Consider the following 21,104-nt stretch of genomic DNA (forward strand, 5'->3'; position numbering starts at 1 on the left):
GCTCTATGGTTTGCTCCACCTTGATCAAAGGGTATTTAAAGCCTGTCTCAAATAGGAGAGACTTCTTGATATGGCCTGTATTCTGATCTTCTTCCTGGCGACTTTCCACCAGTGTGGCGTCCTCCAACATCCCCGCTAAACGTGGATCTTTCATCATCTGATGATGAGAACTTTGCAAGCCGAAATGATTTCCTATGTTCCTGGAGTTTATGTTGGAATTAAATCCCGCACTTGGTTGACTACTGCCCGCAGATTCTTTAGCTCCAGAGGAAAGTTTAACTATGACATCTCCCTCTCTCGGGCTATTTTGGAGAGATCCCCCCTTGTTATTAATAAAAATGGTTAAGCTTATTAACAAACATGCCGTCATTAAAAATGCAGAGGCATGAAATAGCTTATTTTGTTTAAAGTTATACAATACAGATAATTTTTTCACCTATAGTTCCTTTTAATAATTATATCATTCATGTTCTTTCAGCTTGTTCAACAACCTGAATCCAGAGGTCATTTTGATAGCAATTTTCATGGCAGAGTCAAATGAAAATGCGTCTCAATAACATTAATTTTATGAAAAATATTATGTGTATATAAATTTTATAATCTAGGACAGCTCCAAAAGCTCGTTAGGAAACAGCGCTGTATCCTGTAAATTGCTTTTTTGTCCTAGATTTAAGTATTAACAGATATTATCCTCTACTTATGCTGTATATATGCGCCTATATTGAAAATGTTTGTTTATTAACCAATGAGCCTTGGACAAGTAGGATGTTGCCATTCTGCTGCACTTAAGTTCATCTGGCACTTAAACTCCCACTGAGTGGCACTAAGATGAAGTCAGATTAGGATAAGACTGAATTTACAATGGAGCTACTCGAGCACTTTTCATCGAGTCAAATGAAAATGCCTCTTATTTACATTAATTTAGCAGGCAAATTACACATGATGTGTCATCACTTTAGATTAGTTTATGTAATTTCTTTGAACCCAGTGATATAACAAAAGGTGAGAGGAGCTTCTATTTCATTCTTGGGGTTCAAATTTTTTGAGGGTTTCTTGGAGGCAATGAATAACGCAAATGGCAAAGACTTCCTACCTAATACATGTTCTATTTAATAAGCAACCGTATTGTATAGAATCTGACTATTCCTTGGCTTGATGGGTCAAAAGCTCTAGAAAAAGATCTGTGCGTAGCCGGATGATGCTTGGATCTATGCTCATATCAGGGGATCAATCCAGCGGAAAAGGCTATAAACATTTGGAGTGTCCTTAAATACACCAGTCAAGTCGCGGGATGACGATCGGTTTTTTTCAACCTAAGTGATGCAATAAAAAAGTTGAAAGAAAGAGAATAGCAATCGGCGAGTGGGTAGAAAGTTATTGGGCTTTGCTTTTAATTTTGCTACGGCAAGCAGCTACGAACAGATTGCAGGCCTCAGGGCAGAGCAGAGGAATATGGTCTTCTTGTTTGTCCTGTTTCTCCTTTGGCTCAACTACCTGACCATTCCATAGCCTTATTTTTAAGCATTTTATCCCACAGGTTTCCCGCTCTACTTCTTGCAGTTGCTGATCCGTTAATTGCCTGGCCACGACTCGATACATACCGGTCTGCCTTGCGGCTGTTTCTTGGAACGGAGTGATACGAAGCGAGTTGGCATCATAGTGTAACCAGTTGGCAATGGCCGTGGGATAGATCACATTGAGGGCAAAAATTAACGCGTCTAGGGATAGAGCGTCTAATTTCCAACCCGGCTTCAAATTCCCCTCCCCCTTTAGAGGTCGGTATTCACCTTTTTCATCTATGTTAACCCATTTGCGAAGAATTACTGGATCATGAAAAAGTTCTGGCTTTTGGTCATTGGCAATATGAGATAAGGAGTAAGTAGAATCAGAATTTTTGCTGATGAGCACCTGACCAATCAGCCATGGACCATTACTTTCCGAAAGTTTATATTGGAAGGCTTGCGCTGTTTTCATGAAAGTCTTTGACTTGTTGAAGAATCACATCGGCAATTAAATTCTCGGTTCCAATAGCTCGACTGTACCAAAGTTGACGTCCATCAATATGGTTGAAAGTTTCGAAACCTTGTTCGCGAACATCTGTCGAGATTCCTAATAATACAGGAATATCCTCATAAGAGTGCAGACCATCGGCAATAAAAAAAGGAACAACAATAACATTGGTTTTATGGGTTAGTGTTTTCCAATCGCTGATAAATGGCTCCTGCTCCATAAAGCTAGCCTGGCAATCCCCATAAAGTTTCATCTCCTTAAACAATTCGACCTGATCATAAATGACTTTGGTGGAATTTTGATTCAGAGATGTGCCATGACCGACTATGAAGAGACAAGTATCTTGTAAATCGACACGCTTCTTGCCGATGACCGTTTTGGCTCGATGACGCAACACTTTGGTCATACTCGGATGTATGCCTACGGGATCACAGTAACAGACTTTTTTTCCATCCAGCTGGCATTCTCTACTATGCAAACCGAACTCTCTAGGCAGGACCGTCTCAGTGAAATAGCCTTCGCTGACAAAATTAGGGACTATATAGACGTGATCGGCATCAATTTGTCTTAAGACATCCCGGAAGTGAGGCTCCTCTTTCCAAAAGGCTTCGTGGACTTCGGCAAATAGGTTTCTTTTACGGATCTCATCAGCATGTTGGTACGTAGGAGCGCTAGAGTCTGCATTTAAGGTAGACCCATGACCAGCTACTACTAATGCTGCATCTTTGAAATTCACATTATTATTATAAATCAAAAAAAGCGATACGCCAGAACCGCTTTATCTTGGACACAGATCTGGCCATTGCTCAACCCAATCTTCTCTTAGGGCGAGTGGACGTCCAGTCGTTAAATTAAGAGTAGCCATGACCTGATTCACTTTGCTTATCACTACGTTGTCTGATTTTCTTCTTATAGTAAATCTAATGTAGAAACGGATGCGCTGCATCTCGGTTATCTCAGCATGAATTTCTAGAACGTCTCCAAGCTTGGCAGGAATTAAGTAATCAATTTCTGTTCGCACAACCACTGGGCAGCCTTTTCCCTCATCTTGCATTTCCTTGAGTGACCAGTTCAAAGATTCAGCCAGTTTGGACCTAGCTACTTCTACCATTCGAAGATAGGCCACATTATGTACCACTCCTCCCGCATCTGTATCAAAGAAAAAAACTTCGATGGGAACTGTGATCTGCGGCTTTAATGGTAATTCAGCACTCATAGGAAAAGCTAAACTATTCTTTAAAATTCAGCTCTTTGGTGCACTGCTTCAACACGGTCTTTAAAACTTTGATACGTGCATAGAGTTTATAATTACCCTCTACGAGTATCCAGGGAGCATGGGACTTGTCTGTTTTTTCAAACATGTCTTCAGCGGCTATGTTATGCTCGTCCCATTTTTCGCGATTGCGCCAATCCTCATCGGTGATCTTCCATCGCTTATAAGGATCAGAGGCCCGTTTTTCGAAACGGCGAAGTTGTTCATCTTTGCTGATGTGTAAATAAAACTTTAGAATAATAGATCCATCATCAGCTAAACTCTTTTCAAAGGCGTTAATTTCTTCATAAGCTCGCTTCCATTCATCTTTACTGGCGAATTCCTCAACTCTCTCCACAAGGACACGGCCATACCAACTGCGATCCAATACAACAATCTCACCATACTTAGGTATTTTACTCCAAAATCTCCACATATAGTGATGGGCGTACTCCTCAGGTGTGGGTTTGACCACACTATAGACTCTAACGGAACGAGGATCTAAACGCTCACCAAAGCGTCGGATGACTCCCCCCTTGCCCGCAGCGTCCGGCCCTTCAAATATGATAACGAGGTTTCTTTTCTGCTCAGCAAATAGCGGTTGGAGATGTAGCATATCTAACTGGAGCTTTTTGAGCCTCTCTCGGTACTCCCCTTTGTCATCGATATGCTTGCTAAGATCGAGCTTATCCAAACGTCCCATGTTATTTAGAAGATAGACTCAACCAACATTCGGTCAACTACTACTTCTTATCATTAGACCTTATTTCAGGGAACTTTAACAACCTAATGCTGTCTTAGATAAACAAGCTGCTAAAGTAGACGAGGAGTTACTTAAATACAATTTTATAGCCTTGCAATCATGCCCATCCGATCCTTGACTAACAGGCAATGGTGAAAGAATTTAGTTTTGAGAAGGAAGAAGCGTGGATTGAGTCGTTACTTGAACACTGGCAAGATTACGGTTCGCAATGCCTAGCTGCCAGAGGTTCTTTCTCCGTTGCTTTATCCGGCGGTAATTCCCCCTTGGCATTCTATCGAGCACTTGCCCAAATTAACTGGACTTGGGATGCTACTGAACTTTTTATTGGGGATGAACGCCGGGTTCCACCTGAACATCCAGATAGTCATTACAGGAACATCTGGGAGTCTTTCCATCCTAGAAGAGTCAAGCTACATCGCTGGAAAACAGAGGAAAGCGATTTGCAGAAAGTTGCTCAAATTTTTGAAAAAAATATGTCAACGATTTTAGGTAGACATCCTAAGTTTGATCTTGTTCTTTTGGGTGTTGGAAATGATGGACATACTGCTTCACTCTTTCCCGAGAGCCCTGCGCTCGAGGTAAAAAATAGCTATGCTGTCGCCAATCCTATCCAACAACAAAGCACCACTCGTTTAACCATTACGTATCCAGTTATTGAAAGAGCGCGTCAAGTTTGGTTCTTGGTTAAGGGTCAAGAGAAACAGCTGTGGATTGAGAAAATGAAATCAAGTCAAGATCCTACTTTCCCGGTCACACAAGCATTTCGATTATCTAATCAAGCACATATCTTTTACTGCACTCGTTAATAGACTGTGGCTGAGTGACAAAATTATCCTTTCCAGTTGATAAAAACGACCTATACCCCAATAGTAAATGGCAAGTAATCATACAAAGTCTAAAATTAAGGCTACTCCCTTTACCCTCGTCATATTTGGAGCTAGTGGAGATCTAACTTCTCGTAAACTGGTACCTGCGCTATTCGGCCTCTACAAAGAAGGTTTCTTACCAGATCAATTTAAAATTATCGGGTTTGCCCGGCGTGAAAAATCTGATGATTCTTTCCGCAATGAAATGCTAGAAGGAACACAGAAATTTTCTCGATTTGCTCCTGTAGATGAAGATGAGTGGAAAGAATTCTCGCAGCACGTTTGCTACCATCAAGGAAATTTTGATGACCTAGAAGCTTACAAGGGGCTATCAACTCGGTTAGCTGGCTTGCAAAAAGAAGGGATTGAGCAGAATCTTTTTTACCTATCTACTGCACCCAGTTTCTTTGGCCTGGTTACCAAGTGCTTAGCAGATGTAGATCTTGTAGGCTATGGGAATGCAGCTCGCGTCGTTGTGGAAAAGCCATTTGGTAAAGACTATAACTCGGCTCAAGCTTTAGTTAAGGAATTACAGAATTCACTCGATGAATCTTCTATCTACAGGATTGACCATTATTTGGGAAAAGAGACCGTGCAAAACATGCTCTACCTGCGCTTTGCTAACTCTATCTACGAGCCCATCTGGCACAGAAATTTTGTGGATCATATTCAGATTACAGTAGCTGAAAAAGAAGGTGTAGGAACTCGTGGTGGGTATTATGACGGAGTTGGAGCCCTTTGTGATATGGTGCAAAACCATTTGATGCAACTTCTTACCATTACCGCTATGGAGCCACCTGGGTCTCTTCATTCAGAAGCCATCCGCGACGAAAAAGTGAAAGTCTTGAGCTCTATTCCTATTCCCAAGGTAGAAACGATTTCCGACTCTGTTGTGAGGGCACAATATGAAGGATACCGACTCACTGACCGGGTTGACCCTGCTTCTCTTACCGAGACTTACGTCTCACTCAAACTCACCATTGATAATTGGCGCTGGGCTGGAGTCCCCTTCTACTTGCGCACAGGCAAAAGCCTTGCTACCCGGGCCAGTGAAATTGTGGTCGTATTCAAACGACCTCCTAAAGCCTTGTTCGAAGATTCACCTGGCAGCTTACAGCGCAATCGCTTACATATTCGGCTTCAGCCGGATGAAGGCGTTCATTTGACTTTCAATGCCAAAAGGCCAGGTAAAAGCGAAGTGGGATTTGTTGACATGGATTTTGCTTACAAGAGTCAATTTGGTTCCTATTCACCCGAGGCCTATGAGCGACTGCTCCATGATTTCATAATGGGAGACTCCACTCTGTTCACACGCGCGGACGAAGTGCTTCGCGCATGGGAAATCATTGATGCCATTCGCAACAACTGGAGTAACTTGCCAATGAATCTCTATCACGTAGGCAGCTGGGGGCCTACTGAGTCGGATATGATGCTGAAGCAGGAAAATAATTCTTGGGTGCCTTTAGATCCTAGATCTTAAGCACTTGCCAAAATCTCTTAAACTCTGATCCTCTACACTCCGTAGGCAATCCGTCCAATAATAAAGGTAAGCAACATCATGATGAGAACAGTTTCACATAACCAGTCTGTTCCACCACTTGTCTTCAATGGAAGCGGAGAAGCCCGATCAAGTAGCAAGGAAGCAAAAAACCAGGTGCAATAATTGGCAGGTGGTGGATACCCAATATACCACTGCCAGTACCCACGCACGCCATAAGCAAAAGGCTCCATGATCCAATCGATCATGACTGCTAAGGCGGCAACAATTAAAGCCATACTCCAGACATTACGAGCCCAAAACCAATAGCTGAGTATGAGATGTAGCCCTACAATGATGATAAACCATGCCATGGGAATGGCCCAAGGCAGGGTGCCTCCAATGAGAGGGCCAAACTGATTCGTGTAGTGATAGGCCCCAAAAGGAAAACTTGTCAGTGTTCCTATCGTCTCCAGCATGGCAGAGAATCCCATAATAATTCCCGCTGAAATCCATGTCCTGCGCCATCCTATTTTGTCAGCAGCAGCGAAGCCAATTAAAGCAGTTGCCAAGCAGATGAAGACAAAATCCCCAATAGACATACACCATAAAAAAAAGGCCTCTATCCATCCAATCCAAGCCCAGTTTCCAATACCCCAGGCTTCTACAGTCGATGGTTCTATTTTCAGCCCAAGCTTAGCAAAGCCAACACAAGCCCATATAACAAAAATGACGAGCGTCCAACGCTTGGCCCTGTTGATGATGATAGATCGTTTCTTTTTCACGATTTATGAGAGCCTCTCTTAATTTTTTCTGCTACCATTTGAGAACTTAAAATAACCAAGGGTATACCACCACCTGGATGGGTTGTGCCACCCACAAAATACAAAGATCTCCACAAGGGAGATTGAATCCTGGGTCTCATAAGAGCTGTCCACGGAGAGTGAGAAGCCCATCCATAGAGAGAACCCTCTGTTGTAACGTCCCGATTGGCAAACTCATTAGGGGTAAAAAAACTACTTTCCACAATTTGTTCTCTAATCCCCTGCAACCCACAACTCTCTAGTTTTCGGTATACCCGTTCAGCATATTCATCCTTTCTCTTATTCCACTCTGGACCTTTTGTATCTGCTGGCGCATTGACTAAAATAAAAAAGTTATCACAACCTTCTGGAGCATCCTGTTGGTCTGTGCGAGCAGTAATATTTACATATACAGTAGGATCTCTGGGAAATTGCTTCTCCTCAAATAGATCATTAAACTCTTCTTGATAATTTGAACTGAAAAAGATGTTGTGGTGACTGAGTTCTTGATACTGTTTTTTAACTCCTAGAAACATAACAAACCCTGAAAGCGACAACTCAGGCTGATTCAGATGTTTTGCTTGTCTTTCCCATCCCGAGACACGAATCCATTCGTTGTGAGCGCGTATGACATCTCCATTTACTACATAGTGTTCTGCTTGAAGGATCTCTCCGCCAGTCAATTCAACTCCTTTTTCATCTAACTTCAGAACCTGAGATCCACAACGTATAGTTACACCGGCGGCCAAACACAATTTTTCCAAAACTCTAGCTAGTTGCACCATACCGCCTTTGATATACCATCCTCCAAACTCAACCTCTACATACGGGATGACATTAAAAGTCGCAGGAGCCTTGTAAGGGCTGCTACCATTGTAAGTTGCAAAACGCTCAAAGAGCTGTCGCAACCGATGATCCTCAAACCGTCTAGCAACTTCTTGAGCTACTGAAGCAAAAGTCGCTACCTTTGGCATATGAATGAGCTTGGGCCAGTTTGCTGGGGTAAAGGCCTTCCAGAAATCTTCTGGGGGACGCATTAAGAATGCTTCACCAGATAAGTCATAAATACCCTTGGCATAGCGCATAAATGCCTGAACATCTTTGCGGCTGAAAAAATGCTTATCTTCATCTAAAACAGTTCCATCATCCCAAAAATACCGACACGTAGGCTCTACACGAACTAAATCAAGGTAATCGCGCCGTTGCTTTCCAATTGATAAAAACAACTCATCCAATACATCTGGCATCGTCAACAAGGACGGTCCCATATCCCAACGGTAGGATCCTATTCTTCGTTCAGTTAGTTTACCACCTACGGTAGCGTTCTTCTCTAAAACTGTGACCTCATAACCCTCATGTTGAAGCCTTAAAGCTGTGGCTAAGCCGCCTAAGCCAGCACCTACGACAACTATTTGCTTCTCCCTGCCTCTCATCCGCTAAACATACCACTGCCTACCCACGGTTCAATCAAGACAACAATTAGCAAAAAAAGTTGCTATTGATGATTTGCAATTTTTCGCTGACGCCATCTCAGGAACTCTTTAGCATTTCCGAAGGAAAGAGACAAGTAAGGTGCTCAAACTATTGATGATGGTAGTCATTTTCCTCAGCACAGGATTCGTCCTCATCCTTTACATCACGGAGAGACTTGGCTTCGTTTTTAAATAAGCCTAGAAAATAGCTCTTATTTTGAATTCCCATGATTGACAATCATGGAAGGTGCGATATCAATTTAGATTAACTATGTCGTCAGAACTAACGCCCGATGCCTCAGCTAAGCAAGGCTTCACCCTTCCACAACGGAGCAATGGTAAAAGTTCAGAGGTTCGAGGCACCATTGGCAATGGTGAGCACATTGCACTGCTAGAGAATTTGCACGAGCAATGGAAATTGGACCCTGATAATGTTGATGAAAAATGGCGAGCCTTCTTTGAAGGCTTCGAGTTAGGCTGTCAAACTAAGCCAGAAACTCCCAGTAGATCTGGTAATCGCCCTCAGGGCTCTGCGAATTTGCCAGATCCCTCTGCTTTGCCACATCGACTGAAACAGGCACGTATCTACAATTTGCTTTTTGCCTACAGGACACTTGGACATCGGGAAGCGCATCTCGACCCATTAGCCATTGAGAAGTCTGGTATTCCTGAACTCAAGTTGGAAAACTTCAATTTCAATACGAATGACTACGATACATACTTTCATTCAGGCACACTGGCAGGTGGCGGTGACCGCAAGCTGGGCGAAATCCTAGATATTCTCAAAGATACCTACTGCCGAACAATAGGCGTAGAGTATATGCATATTCAGGATTTCACTATCCGAAGATGGCTGCGAGACAAAATGGAAAAAACTCACAACCGACCTAACTTCCCGAAAGAGAAAAAGAAGCGCATCCTGACTCGAGTCATGGCTGCTGAACAGTTTGAGCGCTACTTGCATACTCGTTTTGTGGGACAAAAGCGTTTTTCCGTGGAAGGTGGAGAAACACTTATCCCTATGCTTGATGCGCTCATTGAGGGCTGTCCTGAACGCGGCGTTTCTCAAGTAGTCATGGGCATGGCTCACAGAGGACGTTTGAATGTCTTAGCAAATATACTTGGCAAGGATTATCACACCATCTTTGGTGAATTCTCCGAGAACCATATTCCTGAACTCAAGCTTGGTGATGGCGATGTCAAATATCACCTGGGTTACGAATCTTCTCTTATCACTAGCACCGGACATAGTGTTGGAATTAGTCTTGCGCCAAATCCCAGCCACCTCGAGGCGGTCGACCCCGTCGTTCAAGGGAAAGCTAGAGCCTGGCAACGTGTCCTTAATGATACAACTGAACGCCGCAAGGTTCTGCCCGTTCTTTTGCACGGAGATGGAGCTTTTATTGGACAAGGAATTGTAGCAGAAACTTTTAATCTTTCGCGTCTAGAAGGTTACCGAACCGGAGGCACGGTCCATATTGTTATCAATAACCAAATAGGTTTCACTACTGTTCCCAAAGATGCACGCTCAGCGCACTACTGCACTGCACTCGCAAAATCAGTTGGTGTTCCTGTTTTCCATGTCAATGGAGACGACCCTATTTCTGCCGTATACCTTATTGAGCTGGCGATGGATTTCCGTCAGCGCTTTCAGCGTGATGTTGTCATTGACCTCGTTTGCTACCGCCGCCATGGGCATAATGAAGGTGACGAACCTAATTTCACGCAACCTACTCTCTATTCTGCCATTCAGGAGCAACCTCTCACTAGTGAGAGTCTCATGAGGTCCTTAATTGAAACTGGTGTGATTCAAACTGCTGAGGCTGATGCCTACAAAGAGTCTTTTCAAAAGAAACTAAATGATGAGTTAGCTCGATCCAAAAAGGAGGTAAAAAACGTTAAGCCCTCGATGCGTGCACCAATTTCGCATCCTGACCTATTAGAGCCTGTGGACACTGCTGTCTCGAAAAAGAAAATTGAATTCATAGGCCAACAACTCACCAAAGCCCCTGAACATTTCAAGATCAATAATAAGATTCAAAAATTATTACAGCAGCGGCTTTCTATGTCAGAGGGTAAGAGCCCACTCGATTGGGCTTTCGCAGAAGCTTTAGCTTTTGGAAGTATTTTGGAAGATCAAATTTCTATCCGACTATCTGGACAAGACAGCCGTAGAGGAACCTTCAGCCAACGTCACTCCGCGCTATATGATGTGGATACTCGTGAACGCCATATCACTTTTAAAAATATTTCTAAAACCCAAGCGAGCTTTTGTGTTTACAATAGTCCCCTATCAGAGGCTGCCGTGCTCGGCTTTGATTTTGGCTACTCATTGGATTACCCGGAGATGCTATGCATCTGGGAAGCTCAATTTGGTGATTTCGCTAATGGTGCGCAAACCATCATCGACCAATACATCACAAACTCTGAATCCAAATGGGGTGTTACCTCCGGTATCACCTTATTCTTACCCCATGGCTATCACGGTCAGGGTCCAGAACATTCCAGTGCCAGGCTAGAACGCTTCTTACAGATGTGCGCCGAAGATAATATACAAGTTGCCTATTGCTCGACTCCTGCTAATCACTTTCACATTTTGCGTCGCCAGGCACTACGCCAAAAGACTCTTCGGAAGCCTCTAATCATTATGACTCCCAAAGGCTTGCTAAGAGATAAACGTTGTACGTCTTCTGTCCAAGATCTCACAGACGGCACCTTTCAGGAAATCCTGCCTGACCCAGAGATGAAAAAGGGAGCCAAAAGAGTTATACTATGTAGTGGGAAAGTCTATTACGATTTAGACGATCACCGTAAAAAGAACAAAATAACAGACACCGCTATCTTGCGCATAGAACAATTATACCCTCTGCATGAAAAAAATCTGAAGACTGCTCTCGGACCCCATTTGAGCACAGTAGAGCATATGATTTGGTGCCAAGAAGAATCGCAAAATATGGGTTCTTGGTTCTACATTGAGCCCAGACTCCGTCATTTATTTGAGCGTTCTATTACCTATGCTGGAAGAGACGCATCCGCTAGCCCGGCTACCGGGGCTTTAGCCATCCACGAACTCGAACAAGAAGATCTTATCAATCAAGCCTTTACACTAAAATAGATTCTTAAAACCAATCAGATTTATAGTTATGCCATTCGAAGTTAAAGTCCCCACAATCGGTGAATCCATAAGCACAGGCACCATAGGAGCCTGGCGCAAAAAGAACGGTGAATTTGTTAAAGATGGAGATATTCTTTTTGAAATAGAAACAGATAAGGTGACCTCTGAAGTTTATGCTGAAAATTCAGGTGTCCTAGAACACCTCTTCGAAGAAGGCACTGAAGTAGAAATTGGTGCGGTAGTCGCGCGTATAGATGAAACAAAGCAGCCATCTATTAAAAACGGTAGTGAAACCTCAGCTAGTGCTCAAAATGGTAGTTCTTCTAAAAAGGAAAAAGTTCCTCCTGAGCCCATTTCATCTCCCGTTAATAAGGCCCAAGAACCCACTAGCAACTTATCGGAGACATTATCACCTGCTGTTCGCCATTTGATCACAGAAAATCATTTAGATCCTCTGGCCATAGAAGGCTCAGGCAAAGATGGTCGCATCCTCAAGGCAGATGTTCTCCAGCATCTAGAAACCCTCAAATCCGGTAAATCTATAGCTTTGCCCACAGCTACTAGCGCGTTTATCAAACCCAAACTGGATAAGTTAGTGAGCAGCCCTCGTTCAACTAGGCGCCGCATGTCGCAATTGCGCCGCAAGATTGCTGATCGTTTAGTGACCGCGCAACAAGAAGCTGCTATGCTAACGACTTTCAATGAAGTCGATATGACCAACGTCATGGCTACTCGCAAGCAATTCCAAGAGCGTTTCGTTAACAAGCATGGTGTGAAGCTGGGCTTTATGTCTTTCTTTGTTAAAGCAGCGGTCTATGCATTACAAAGTGTACCAGGCGTTAACTCTCAAATCGATGGAGAGGAAGTTGTGCAAAACCATTACTTTGATATAGGAGTTGCTATTTCTACTGAAAAAGGACTCCTTGTGCCAGTTCTAAGAGACTGCGAAGCCAAATCATTAGCGACATTAGAGCAAGACATCATTGGTTATGCTAAGAAAGCACGTGATAGTAAAATTACGCTTAATGATTTGGAAGGTGGTGTTTTTACAATTACTAATGGAGGTGTTTTTGGTTCGATGATGTCGACTCCCATTTTGAACGCTCCTCAGTGCGCTATTCTAGGCATGCATGCCATTAATGAAAGACCTGTAGCAATAAATGGGCAAGTTGTTATTCGCCCTATGATGTATCTGGCCCTAAGCTATGACCATCGGCTGGTTGATGGCAAAGAAGCAGTAACTTTCCTTGTTCGCATTAAGGAATTCATAGAAAATCCAACAGTAGGATTACTGGATTTCTAAAACGCCTTTTATACCCTGCACAGAATCATCTGAATTTATCATGTCTAATATTAATCACGATCTAATTATCATAGGTGCGGGCCCCGCAGGCTATGTTGCTGCTATCCGCGCTGCTCAACTTGGCTTCAATACGGCGCTGGTTGAAAAAGATAAAACACTAGGAGGAACCTGTCTGAATGTAGGTTGCATCCCCAGTAAGGCGTTACTGGCCTCCAGCGAACACTTCCACTTTGCTCAGACTCGCTTTGCCAGCCATGGCATCATAGCCAAAGACCTCAAGCTAGATCTTGCCGCCATGATTAGCCGCAAGGATAAAGTAGTGACCACCCTCACCAAGGGTATTGACTTCCTTATCAAGAAAAACAAAATTACTCGCTATTTAGGAACAGGCTCATTGGTCGATAGTGACTGCGTCTCTGTTAAAGATAGCTCGGGTAGCACTAAACGCATCTATGGTAAGCACCTAATCCTTGCATCTGGGAGTGTTCCTATTGAATTGCCTTTCCTACCTTTTGATGGCAAGACCGTTCTCAACAGCACTCACGCATTGAGCTTACCTCAAGTTCCTAAATCTCTTATTGTCATCGGCGCTGGAGCCATAGGACTAGAGCTCGGCTCGGTATGGTCGCGCTTAGGTTCAGAAGTCACAGTGGTTGAGTTTCTCCCTAAAATTGCACCAGGTTTTGATGAAGAACTTGCCAAAGGGCTACAGAAATCACTTACCAAGCAAGGCTTAAAATTTCATCTAGATACTAAAGTCGAGTCTGCTGAGATCACAAATAAGCAAGCCACACTCAAAGCCATTCAAAAAGGAAAAAATGTTGAGTTTGCTGCTGAAAAAGTTCTCGTTGGTGTAGGGCGTCGCCCGTACACAGATGACCTAAACCTGGATGGTGTCGGCATCGAGATGACCGAACGAAAGCGCATTAAGACAAATGATTACTGGCAGACAAATATTCCCTCCATCTATGCTATCGGAGATTGTATTGATGGTCCTATGTTAGCCCATAAAGCTGAAGACGAAGGTGTAGCCGTAGTTGAGCATATAGCCGGTAAAGGTGGGCATGTGAACTATCACGCTGTTCCTGGGGTAGTATATACTCACCCTGAGGCAGCTAGTACGGGTCTCACAGAAGAGCAAGCCAATGAACAACGCATAGAATACAAGGTGGGCAAATTTAATTTCCAAGCCAATGGCCGAGCATTAGCCGTTGATCAAACAGACGGCTTTGCCAAGGTCATTGCCTGTTCCAAGACTGACCGAGTGCTTGGTGCTCATATCATTGGATATGGGGCATCAGAATTAATCGCTGAAGCAGTTACTCTCATCGAATTTGGTGGAAGTGCCGAAGACCTCGCCAGAACAGTCCATGCTCACCCCACGATGAGCGAAACAGTTAAGGAAGCGGCTCTAAGTGTGGATGGCCGTATGATACATGGTTAGTTTTTCCCGTCTGAGATATAGCCATCAATTTACTTTGCAATAGCTAGAGCCGCCAGATAGCTCCGAAACACGATCCCTGCGCAAATTGCTAAATTTTTAGGATCAAAGCACGAATAAAGTGATGGGATGATTTGGACTTTTAAAATGATATGCATGCGCATAAATTTTCCATGCAACCCACTCTCTCGTTTGGTTCTAAACTTTCGGCTTAATCTTTTGCAAATAGTTTGGATTGATTTATATCAATTATCGATAGATTTGTTTTTCAAAATAAATTTGTTGGAGGATATAAACTATTTCCGGAAGTCTTTTAGGTGAAATCAATGCGCCCTATCTGTGCTTTTACCATTGCTATCGGTGCACAAGCTCAAACTCAGGCGAACTTGTTGAGAAGAACATTTGATACCTTTCATAGTGACATTCCTTTCATAATCCTCCGTGATGAAGATTTTGTTATTTTCACGGGCCAGGAAAAATTCCAGCGAGTGTGCGAGATCATTGGGTTGCGAGCTTTGGCGGGTTTCTTTCTTTCATTTTACTTTGAAAAAGTCTTGCACATGGACTCCGATATGGTGGTGTTTAACCGCCTAGAAGCTCTTTTAGAAACAGAAAAAGACGTGATTCTAACGCATGATATTCCAGGTTGTACCATGGGACCAATCGATTGTCCCAAGATCAACTCAGGAGTTGTTCTGGCCAAAGATCCCGATTTCTGGCTGCAATGGGCAGCATCAATTTACAGCATTGCTTTTCCTATGCTTAATACCATTGGCGATCAATTTGCTTTGCGGCTTATGGCAAAGAATGGCTCCTATAGTCTCCTGGACGAAATAGAGCAACGCGTCAGTTATAACAATGTGGCATTAAGTGCACCGGGCGATTATTTAGTTCGCGACCAGAAGGTTTGGCATGGAGATTACGAATTAAAAGCATATCATTGGGCAGGACAACCAACGCGTGACTTGTCTGTGTTTCCCGATGACATCATCAATTATGTTGGAAACTTGAGAGGAGATAAGACAAAAGTGAAACGCGATAATGATTTAAGTAAAGCTCTATTTGATTCGGCCAGAGATTATTTCTTTCATAAATTCAAGGACTTCATGGCAAATTTACCCATTATGGCGCATGGGGACAAATGGCTGGAGTATTATTACAAGCTAACTCCAGGAATTATGTGGAGTTTTGCTCCCAAAGGCTTGGAAGCATTTAGAAAAGAGCCGGATGGAAATCTAGAGAGAAGAGTAGAGCCGGAAGGCAATTATCACTATTATGTAGATCCCGTTCTTCTAAATAATAGCGAGAGACTTTCGAATTCTAACCAAAATGCCTTTTAACCGGAATGCTACACTAGAGACTTAGAGGTTTTGCGAAGATCCATTTCTTATTCGAAGTATGGGTAATAAAAGACAGAAGTATCGCTTAGACCATCTGATACAATAACTTCGAATGACTCAGACCAAATAGAGGGACCAAGGAATGGCGTGAGAGGATCCGGCGTATAAATCACCGCATCACCTACTATCTCTAATGTCCCAACAACTCCGTAGTTGTCTGGAAAAGTAATGGCTTGTTTTATGAATAAGCGTTCGGGCCCATCTAGATCTTCTATGCCTTCAAGTGGAAATAGAATTTTCGGTAATAGGTCGTTATAGGTCGGAGTTGGAGCGCCAGCACCTGGGTTGATTGGATAAGGCGCTTTGTTGATTAAAATTCCGCTGATTTTGGCGTTATTGACTGTGGCAGAAAAATCAATGTCTAATATGCCGTCTCCAGCTACATAAACATTTTCTACTTCTATATCGAATGCATTGTTTTTACCAGCTTCTGCAAAGAGATCTAAATCATCCACAACAAGCCCATTTTCTACTGTTATATCAAAAATACGTTTCCCTGGTGCATCAAAAAATATTTCTGCCAAAAATAGTTTTACAAAATACTGTCCTCTACCAGTGTTTATCTGATAAGAGAAATCGCGTCCAAAGCGTTCCCTTTGATAAACCCTATCAGGGGCGCTTCCGTTAAAATCTGGAACATGGCTGATTCTATACCTGTAACTATTCCCTATAAATGAACGATCGGATTGGAACTCCCCACTACTTGAATTACTTCCAGAATTTACAGCAAAGATTGTTGATGTGGCAGGCGTATTTAGCATTGCGATATCGGTACGGAAATCTTGAATCTCAACGCTAATCAATTGATTGGCATCGTGACTTGTTACAGCGGTTCCTGCGTAAACAAAATCTGTCATTGCAACTTCTAATGACGCAACTAAAAAGACCCCACGGTCGTCAAAAAATCCACCTTGGTTGCTTGATACTAGAAAACAAAAGATGTTACCCACTCTCTCAATTTTCAAAAATAATTGATTTCCTTCAAGATCAAGACCATAGACCCAATTAAAATCCTTTGCTAACACGCCTTTGGTATCTCTCCACTGAATACGCAACCCATTGTTACCGGTATTACAGAAGAAAACATATGGGCTATCTGGATCTAGGGTCTCGCGGATCATGACGCCTGACTTTGCCCATGGATGAACCCCAGAATAAGGAAGCAATCCACTAATATTTCCAGTTTCTACTGAAAAATTATCGATGGTAGGCTGGTAAAGGAAATGGAATTGATCGGAACGTTCCCATATATCCTGACCAGCAGCATGGATGACGAATAGATGGCTGTTGCTATCGTATGTTGTAGAGCCAGAAAGAGCTGGATTACCAATGTCAGTCGAAAGCCAGCCGGAAGGTAGTTCAGCTAGACCCATGGCTGAGCACAACATTGTTGTCAAAAGACTTACCCCTACTTTTTTAACGATATTGAATGAATTACTCATAGATCTATCAGATAGTTAGAGTTATATTATTGCAAGTGTAATTAAATGATTAGGTTCGTCAAATCCTATCGCATCATGAGAAAAAATGATTACCAGTAAAAGGCATCAATCGAGGCTTTGCTGTTTTAGATAGTGAAGTATAGGCCCTATTTGTACACCGCCTTATTATACACAAGAAGCTTAAAATACTAAACAAGATCTTGGCACTAGCTTTGAACCCATAGAGTTATTAGTCGTGAGAGTGACTTGCATTTATATTGGCGAAATCTTTCTCATTAATAATTTTGTATTCAAGAGAAAAATTTACTGACCCTGCCCGATGAATTAACGCCGGTTAAATCGGTTAGTCTGTCCTTTGTTTGCAAGTCAACATTCCAGTAATCAAGCAAAGGATACTTGGCGAAAGTTTCTCATGTTTGTAACTCAAATTTAGCTAGCGGATTTCAACTAGCTATCACGCTGCAGCTATACATTGAGCAACGCCTTACACTATGAAGAGAATCAGAAAACCTTCAATTTCTATGACATCGTTCACACTAAACAGGACATCCGTATAAATCCGTGAAACTCTCGTTCTACAACACGCTGAGCCGAAAAAATGAAGTGATTCAACGAGGTTTTACCTCTGAAGCACTGCGCTATCTCTTGCTTTCTGGACACTACCGCAAACCACTCAATTTCACTTGGGAATCACTTGCCACATCCACTCACTCCCTCGAACGTATCCTTGAATACACTAAGAATGTCGATACTCAAGCAATAGAGCATATTAACTATGCTTCTATGGAAACATCTGTTTTCAGGCCCACACTTGATGCGCTTTGCGATGATCTCAACACTCCAAAAGCTCTCGGAGCCCTCAATAGCGCCCTCAGAAATCTGAAAGGTAGCGATAGCAGCAAAGATAAGGCAGTTCGGCGAGATCTCGCACGAGTACTACTACTGCTGGGACTTCCCTCCCAATCAAAGAAGAGAGCTCCCGAATCCACTGCTCCGCCCGAGATCAAAGCCTTAGCACGCCAACGTGAAGAGGCTCGAAATGTGAGTAATTGGCAAGAAGCGGATAAGCTACGAGAGACCTTACGTGAAAAAGGTTGGGAAGTTCGAGATAGCACGAGCGGCTACGATTTGGTACTAGTGGAAATCGAGTCATGAATACCGTTTGCCGTAATCGGCTCCGGCTACCTGTAAAACGCATTTGGGATGGAAAACATTGGAGTGGCTATAGACCTGTTCCTTCGTCAATTTCTTGGTCTGATCTGCATTCATACACATGATGCCGTTGCTGTCGTCACATCTAGCCCTTTGCTTAAATCAAATTCCCGATTTTTGGCCTCGGCATCACAAGCATTGCTTTCGTCTGCTCAAGAAAGTGTTTGATCTGCTTGACTTTCGCAGACACTGACCTCTCATCAATTCATTAACTGATGAAGAGATGCATAAAGTTATGCAAAATAAAACTCACTTTAAACAACTTATCGAGAAAAAAACAAAAGCCATTACTTCTCAACAAATCCTGTGGAATCATTTTCTTGAAAAAGGGTTTCAATCCCAAATAGACCAATCTATTCTCAAAATAATTATCCAAGAATTCAGCAGCTCCTCAAGCTGCTGAACGTTTCTTAGATCTGATGCTTAAGTATAATGCCGATACCCAAGAAACCTGGAAAAGACTCTCTGAGAATGCTTCGCTGCTGGATGTTGATTTTCAGAACTATCTCAAGGCTTTAGAAGTGTTTTTAAGTCATCCACAAACTCAAAATTGCAAAACTTCCTTCGCTAAAGTTATGGGTTACATGGCATGTCCAAGCGAAGCCTCGCTATTTCCTGAAGAATACTCTCAGATAGTGAAAAGTATGTTGGATCAGTTTGGATTTGCTAACGAGTAAGCGCTCTCATTATCTCTTTACACTACCCATATGGCTTGTCTTGATGCCTCGCCAATTGATCTCTGGTAAATCAATAGAAACAAGTGATTTTTCGGCTATTTAAATTTTCTGTCTAAGTGGCACGCCCGGCAGGATTTGAACCTGCGACCAATGGATTAGAAATCCACTGCTCTATCCACTGAGCTACGGGCGCAAAATATTCACGCTCTTAAACTTATGAAAATGCTCGTAGACTAAATCTCAATTCGCTATCCACAATGGAACAGTTTTGAGATTACACTAAGACCTTGATAACATGTCTTCTTTACAGCATTCATTTGTTTATTGATTTATAATCTAAGAATAAGTGATGCAGCCTAGTAATTTTAAATGATTTGGCAAGTCACTATCCATTGAGAAAAATTTATATAGAATGAATCTGCTCTAAATGCTTAGATTAACTTTTTCTTGAATTTAGTCCAATCTTTAAGAAAGAGCACTAAGCTATCATATGAAAAAATGAGAATTTCAAAGAGTCAAAACCTCGGGCACCCTGAAGTAATAGGCTGAGAAGCCAAGTGCATATCAAGAATTGCATTAATAGAATGACAACGTTATCTTTAACCACGTAACCTTAATATACATTAAGCTGAGATGAAAACCGAGTCATACAAGAAAGGGTTCAAGATTGCCTTTGTTTTACTTTTTAGCGGCTGCACTTAAACGGGGGCAGTATACTGCCATACATACTTTGTTTAAAAAAGTTATGCTCTAATGAATAAAATTGGTCATTCGTATCATACATTTATTTATAAATAGAAGAAGCTTTTGGCAGCGTTTCTAAGTACTAAGGACTGAAAAACTTGGTTTTCGCATTACCGCAACTTTTTGCTTTCCAATTGAATAAGAGGTCCGTTCAATTCTTGGTATGTCAGCAGAACTTATCGATGGAAGAAAAATAGCTTCCGAGATTCATAATGAAACAAAAGATCGGGTTGAAATCCTTTTATCTCGGGAGATTAAACCAGCTATTTGCTTTATCAGGGTAGGAGAAGACCCCGCATCGCGTGCTTATGTAAACATGAAGGATAAAAAGGCAGCAGAACTGGGAATTATCGCCCGAACACTTGTGCTACCTGAGGATACCAGTCAAGAAGAACTCCTTAAGAAAGTTGCTGCCCTTAATGCGGATATTTCCACTCATGGGATTTTAGTTCAAGCTCCTCTCCCTTTACACATTAGTGAAACTATTATCTTCTCCAGTGTTTCACCGGAGAAAGATGTGGATGGGTTTCATCCTATAAATGTTGGTAAGCTCCTGCTAGGAGATACTTCTGGTTTTCGCTCTTGCACACCAGCTGGAGTCTGTGAATTACTGGCCCGCAGCAACATAGATCCTCAGGGTAAGCATGTCGTGATCCTTGGAAGAGGAAATATCGTGGGCAAACCTTTAGCTGCTATGTTATGTCAGAAAGCTGATGGAGCAAATGCTACTATTACATTATGTCATTCTCGGACGCAAAATGTTAGCGATTACACCCTGCAGGCTGACATCATAGTGGCTGCTATGGGACAAGCAGAATTCCTTAAACCTGATATGATTAAGACTGGCTCAATTGTAATCGATGTTGGAGTAAACCGTGTGGAAGACTCTTCCCTGCCCAAAGGCTATCGCTTGGTAGGTGACATCGATTTTGATGGAGTGTGCCAGACCGCAAGTTATGTCACTCCAAATCCCGGCGGAGTAGGCCCTATGACTATAGCTATGCTAATGGCGAATACAGTGAGAGCCGCAGAAATGCAAAATCCAGATCTCTAATCAAGACCTTATTATCACCCTGATCCAATAAGTCTCTCTAAGATCTATTTGATAGCTTGAGTTAAAACTAGGT

Annotated in this window: 17 protein-coding genes and 1 tRNA gene; 9 read left to right on the forward strand and 9 right to left on the reverse strand. The window is 42.5% G+C overall.

Annotated features, from left to right (window positions below; translation table 11 throughout):
• The 5 genes from AAGA18_12720 to AAGA18_12740 all read right to left on the reverse strand — a co-directional run.
• The coding region (locus AAGA18_12720) for a hypothetical protein (protein ID MEM9446201.1) at window positions 1–436 on the reverse strand (436 nt) is incomplete at its 3' end.
• 938 nt (window positions 437–1,374) lie between these two features.
• On the reverse strand, window positions 1,375–1,974 hold the full coding sequence (locus AAGA18_12725; GenBank protein ID MEM9446202.1) for a DR2241 family protein: 600 nt from the start codon (window positions 1,972–1,974) through the stop codon (window positions 1,375–1,377).
• Window positions 1,946–2,746 (reverse strand): CbiX/SirB N-terminal domain-containing protein, encoded by an 801-nt coding sequence (locus AAGA18_12730; GenBank protein MEM9446203.1) that lies wholly within the window; start codon window positions 2,744–2,746, stop codon window positions 1,946–1,948. The genes AAGA18_12725 and AAGA18_12730 overlap by 29 nt, the downstream gene beginning before the upstream one ends.
• A gap of 42 nt (window positions 2,747–2,788) precedes the next feature.
• Window positions 2,789–3,226 (reverse strand): thioesterase family protein, encoded by a 438-nt coding sequence (locus AAGA18_12735; protein ID MEM9446204.1) that lies wholly within the window; start codon window positions 3,224–3,226, stop codon window positions 2,789–2,791.
• A gap of 13 nt (window positions 3,227–3,239) precedes the next feature.
• Window positions 3,240–3,965, reverse strand: coding sequence for a UDP-galactose-lipid carrier transferase (locus AAGA18_12740; GenBank protein ID MEM9446205.1), 726 nt, complete (start codon window positions 3,963–3,965; stop codon window positions 3,240–3,242).
• Between the two features lie 188 nt (window positions 3,966–4,153).
• Between AAGA18_12740 and pgl the strand changes: the two genes are divergently transcribed.
• Both pgl and zwf read left to right on the forward strand, forming a co-directional pair.
• A complete protein-coding gene (gene pgl, locus AAGA18_12745) occupies window positions 4,154–4,831 on the forward strand; it encodes a 6-phosphogluconolactonase (GenBank protein MEM9446206.1) in 678 nt (225 codons plus the stop codon).
• 67 nt (window positions 4,832–4,898) lie between these two features.
• Window positions 4,899–6,371: a glucose-6-phosphate dehydrogenase gene (gene zwf, locus AAGA18_12750; GenBank protein ID MEM9446207.1), complete on the forward strand. Its 1,473-nt coding sequence runs from the start codon at window positions 4,899–4,901 to the stop codon at window positions 6,369–6,371.
• Window positions 6,372–6,403: 32 nt separating this feature from the next.
• Here zwf and AAGA18_12755 read toward each other — a convergent pair whose 3' ends face one another.
• Together AAGA18_12755 and crtI are read right to left on the reverse strand one after the other, a co-directional pair.
• Window positions 6,404–7,153, reverse strand: coding sequence for a carotenoid biosynthesis protein (locus AAGA18_12755; protein ID MEM9446208.1), 750 nt, complete (start codon window positions 7,151–7,153; stop codon window positions 6,404–6,406).
• A complete protein-coding gene (gene crtI, locus AAGA18_12760) occupies window positions 7,150–8,604 on the reverse strand; it encodes a phytoene desaturase family protein (GenBank protein ID MEM9446209.1) in 1,455 nt (484 codons plus the stop codon). Before crtI ends, AAGA18_12755 begins: the two co-directional genes overlap by 4 nt.
• 310 nt (window positions 8,605–8,914) lie before the next feature.
• On the opposite strand from crtI, the gene AAGA18_12765 reads away from it, so the two are divergent.
• The 4 genes from AAGA18_12765 to AAGA18_12780 all read left to right on the forward strand — a co-directional run bounded on the left by AAGA18_12765 (window position 8,915) and on the right by AAGA18_12780 (window position 15,842).
• The gene (locus tag AAGA18_12765) at window positions 8,915–11,758 is read left to right on the forward strand and encodes a 2-oxoglutarate dehydrogenase E1 component (GenBank protein MEM9446210.1); all 2,844 of its coding nucleotides are present in this window, start codon (window positions 8,915–8,917) and stop codon (window positions 11,756–11,758) included.
• A gap of 28 nt (window positions 11,759–11,786) precedes the next feature.
• Window positions 11,787–13,061 (forward strand): 2-oxoglutarate dehydrogenase complex dihydrolipoyllysine-residue succinyltransferase, encoded by a 1,275-nt coding sequence (odhB, locus tag AAGA18_12770; protein MEM9446211.1) that lies wholly within the window; start codon window positions 11,787–11,789, stop codon window positions 13,059–13,061.
• Window positions 13,062–13,101: 40 nt separating this feature from the next.
• On the forward strand, window positions 13,102–14,505 hold the full coding sequence (lpdA, locus tag AAGA18_12775) for a dihydrolipoyl dehydrogenase (GenBank protein MEM9446212.1): 1,404 nt from the start codon (window positions 13,102–13,104) through the stop codon (window positions 14,503–14,505).
• Between the two features lie 314 nt (window positions 14,506–14,819).
• Complete coding sequence (locus AAGA18_12780) at window positions 14,820–15,842, forward strand: hypothetical protein (protein ID MEM9446213.1); 1,023 nt, start codon at window positions 14,820–14,822, stop codon at window positions 15,840–15,842.
• A gap of 47 nt (window positions 15,843–15,889) precedes the next feature.
• Here AAGA18_12780 and AAGA18_12785 read toward each other — a convergent pair whose 3' ends face one another.
• On the reverse strand, window positions 15,890–17,344 hold the full coding sequence (locus tag AAGA18_12785; GenBank protein MEM9446214.1) for a malectin domain-containing carbohydrate-binding protein: 1,455 nt from the start codon (window positions 17,342–17,344) through the stop codon (window positions 15,890–15,892).
• A 561-nt stretch (window positions 17,345–17,905) separates the two neighbouring features.
• On the opposite strand from AAGA18_12785, the gene AAGA18_12790 reads away from it, so the two are divergent.
• On the forward strand, window positions 17,906–18,499 hold the full coding sequence (locus AAGA18_12790) for a DALR domain-containing protein (GenBank protein MEM9446215.1): 594 nt from the start codon (window positions 17,906–17,908) through the stop codon (window positions 18,497–18,499).
• A gap of 476 nt (window positions 18,500–18,975) precedes the next feature.
• Window positions 18,976–19,233: a hypothetical protein gene (locus AAGA18_12795; GenBank protein MEM9446216.1), complete on the forward strand. Its 258-nt coding sequence runs from the start codon at window positions 18,976–18,978 to the stop codon at window positions 19,231–19,233.
• 117 nt (window positions 19,234–19,350) lie between these two features.
• On the opposite strand, the gene AAGA18_12800 is transcribed toward AAGA18_12795, so the two are convergent.
• Window positions 19,351–19,426 (reverse strand) — tRNA-Arg (locus tag AAGA18_12800).
• A gap of 714 nt (window positions 19,427–20,140) precedes the next feature.
• Between AAGA18_12800 and AAGA18_12805 the strand changes: the two genes are divergently transcribed.
• Window positions 20,141–21,031: a tetrahydrofolate dehydrogenase/cyclohydrolase catalytic domain-containing protein gene (locus AAGA18_12805; protein ID MEM9446217.1), complete on the forward strand. Its 891-nt coding sequence runs from the start codon at window positions 20,141–20,143 to the stop codon at window positions 21,029–21,031.
• The last annotated feature ends 73 nt before the right edge of the window (window positions 21,032–21,104 follow it).

This window comes from Verrucomicrobiota bacterium (assembly GCA_039192515.1).
GTDB lineage: Bacteria > Verrucomicrobiota > Verrucomicrobiia > Methylacidiphilales > JBCCWR01 > JBCCWR01.

Coding starts and splice junctions, on each gene's coding strand:
- AAGA18_12725 (MEM9446202.1), bottom strand. CDS start 1,974: ATGAAAACAGCGCAAGCCTTCCAATATAAACTTTCGGAAAGTAATGGT.
- AAGA18_12735 (MEM9446204.1), bottom strand. CDS start 3,226: ATGAGTGCTGAATTACCATTAAAGCCGCAGATCACAGTTCCCATCGAA.
- AAGA18_12740 (MEM9446205.1), bottom strand. CDS start 3,965: ATGGGACGTTTGGATAAGCTCGATCTTAGCAAGCATATCGATGACAAA.
- pgl (MEM9446206.1), top strand. CDS start 4,154: ATGGTGAAAGAATTTAGTTTTGAGAAGGAAGAAGCGTGGATTGAGTCG.
- zwf (MEM9446207.1), top strand. CDS start 4,899: ATGGCAAGTAATCATACAAAGTCTAAAATTAAGGCTACTCCCTTTACC.
- crtI (MEM9446209.1), bottom strand. CDS start 8,604: ATGAGAGGCAGGGAGAAGCAAATAGTTGTCGTAGGTGCTGGCTTAGGC.
- AAGA18_12765 (MEM9446210.1), top strand. CDS start 8,915: ATGTCGTCAGAACTAACGCCCGATGCCTCAGCTAAGCAAGGCTTCACC.
- odhB (MEM9446211.1), top strand. CDS start 11,787: ATGCCATTCGAAGTTAAAGTCCCCACAATCGGTGAATCCATAAGCACA.
- lpdA (MEM9446212.1), top strand. CDS start 13,102: ATGTCTAATATTAATCACGATCTAATTATCATAGGTGCGGGCCCCGCA.
- AAGA18_12785 (MEM9446214.1), bottom strand. CDS start 17,344: ATGAGTAATTCATTCAATATCGTTAAAAAAGTAGGGGTAAGTCTTTTG.
- AAGA18_12795 (MEM9446216.1), top strand. CDS start 18,976: ATGCTTAAGTATAATGCCGATACCCAAGAAACCTGGAAAAGACTCTCT.
- AAGA18_12805 (MEM9446217.1), top strand. CDS start 20,141: ATGTCAGCAGAACTTATCGATGGAAGAAAAATAGCTTCCGAGATTCAT.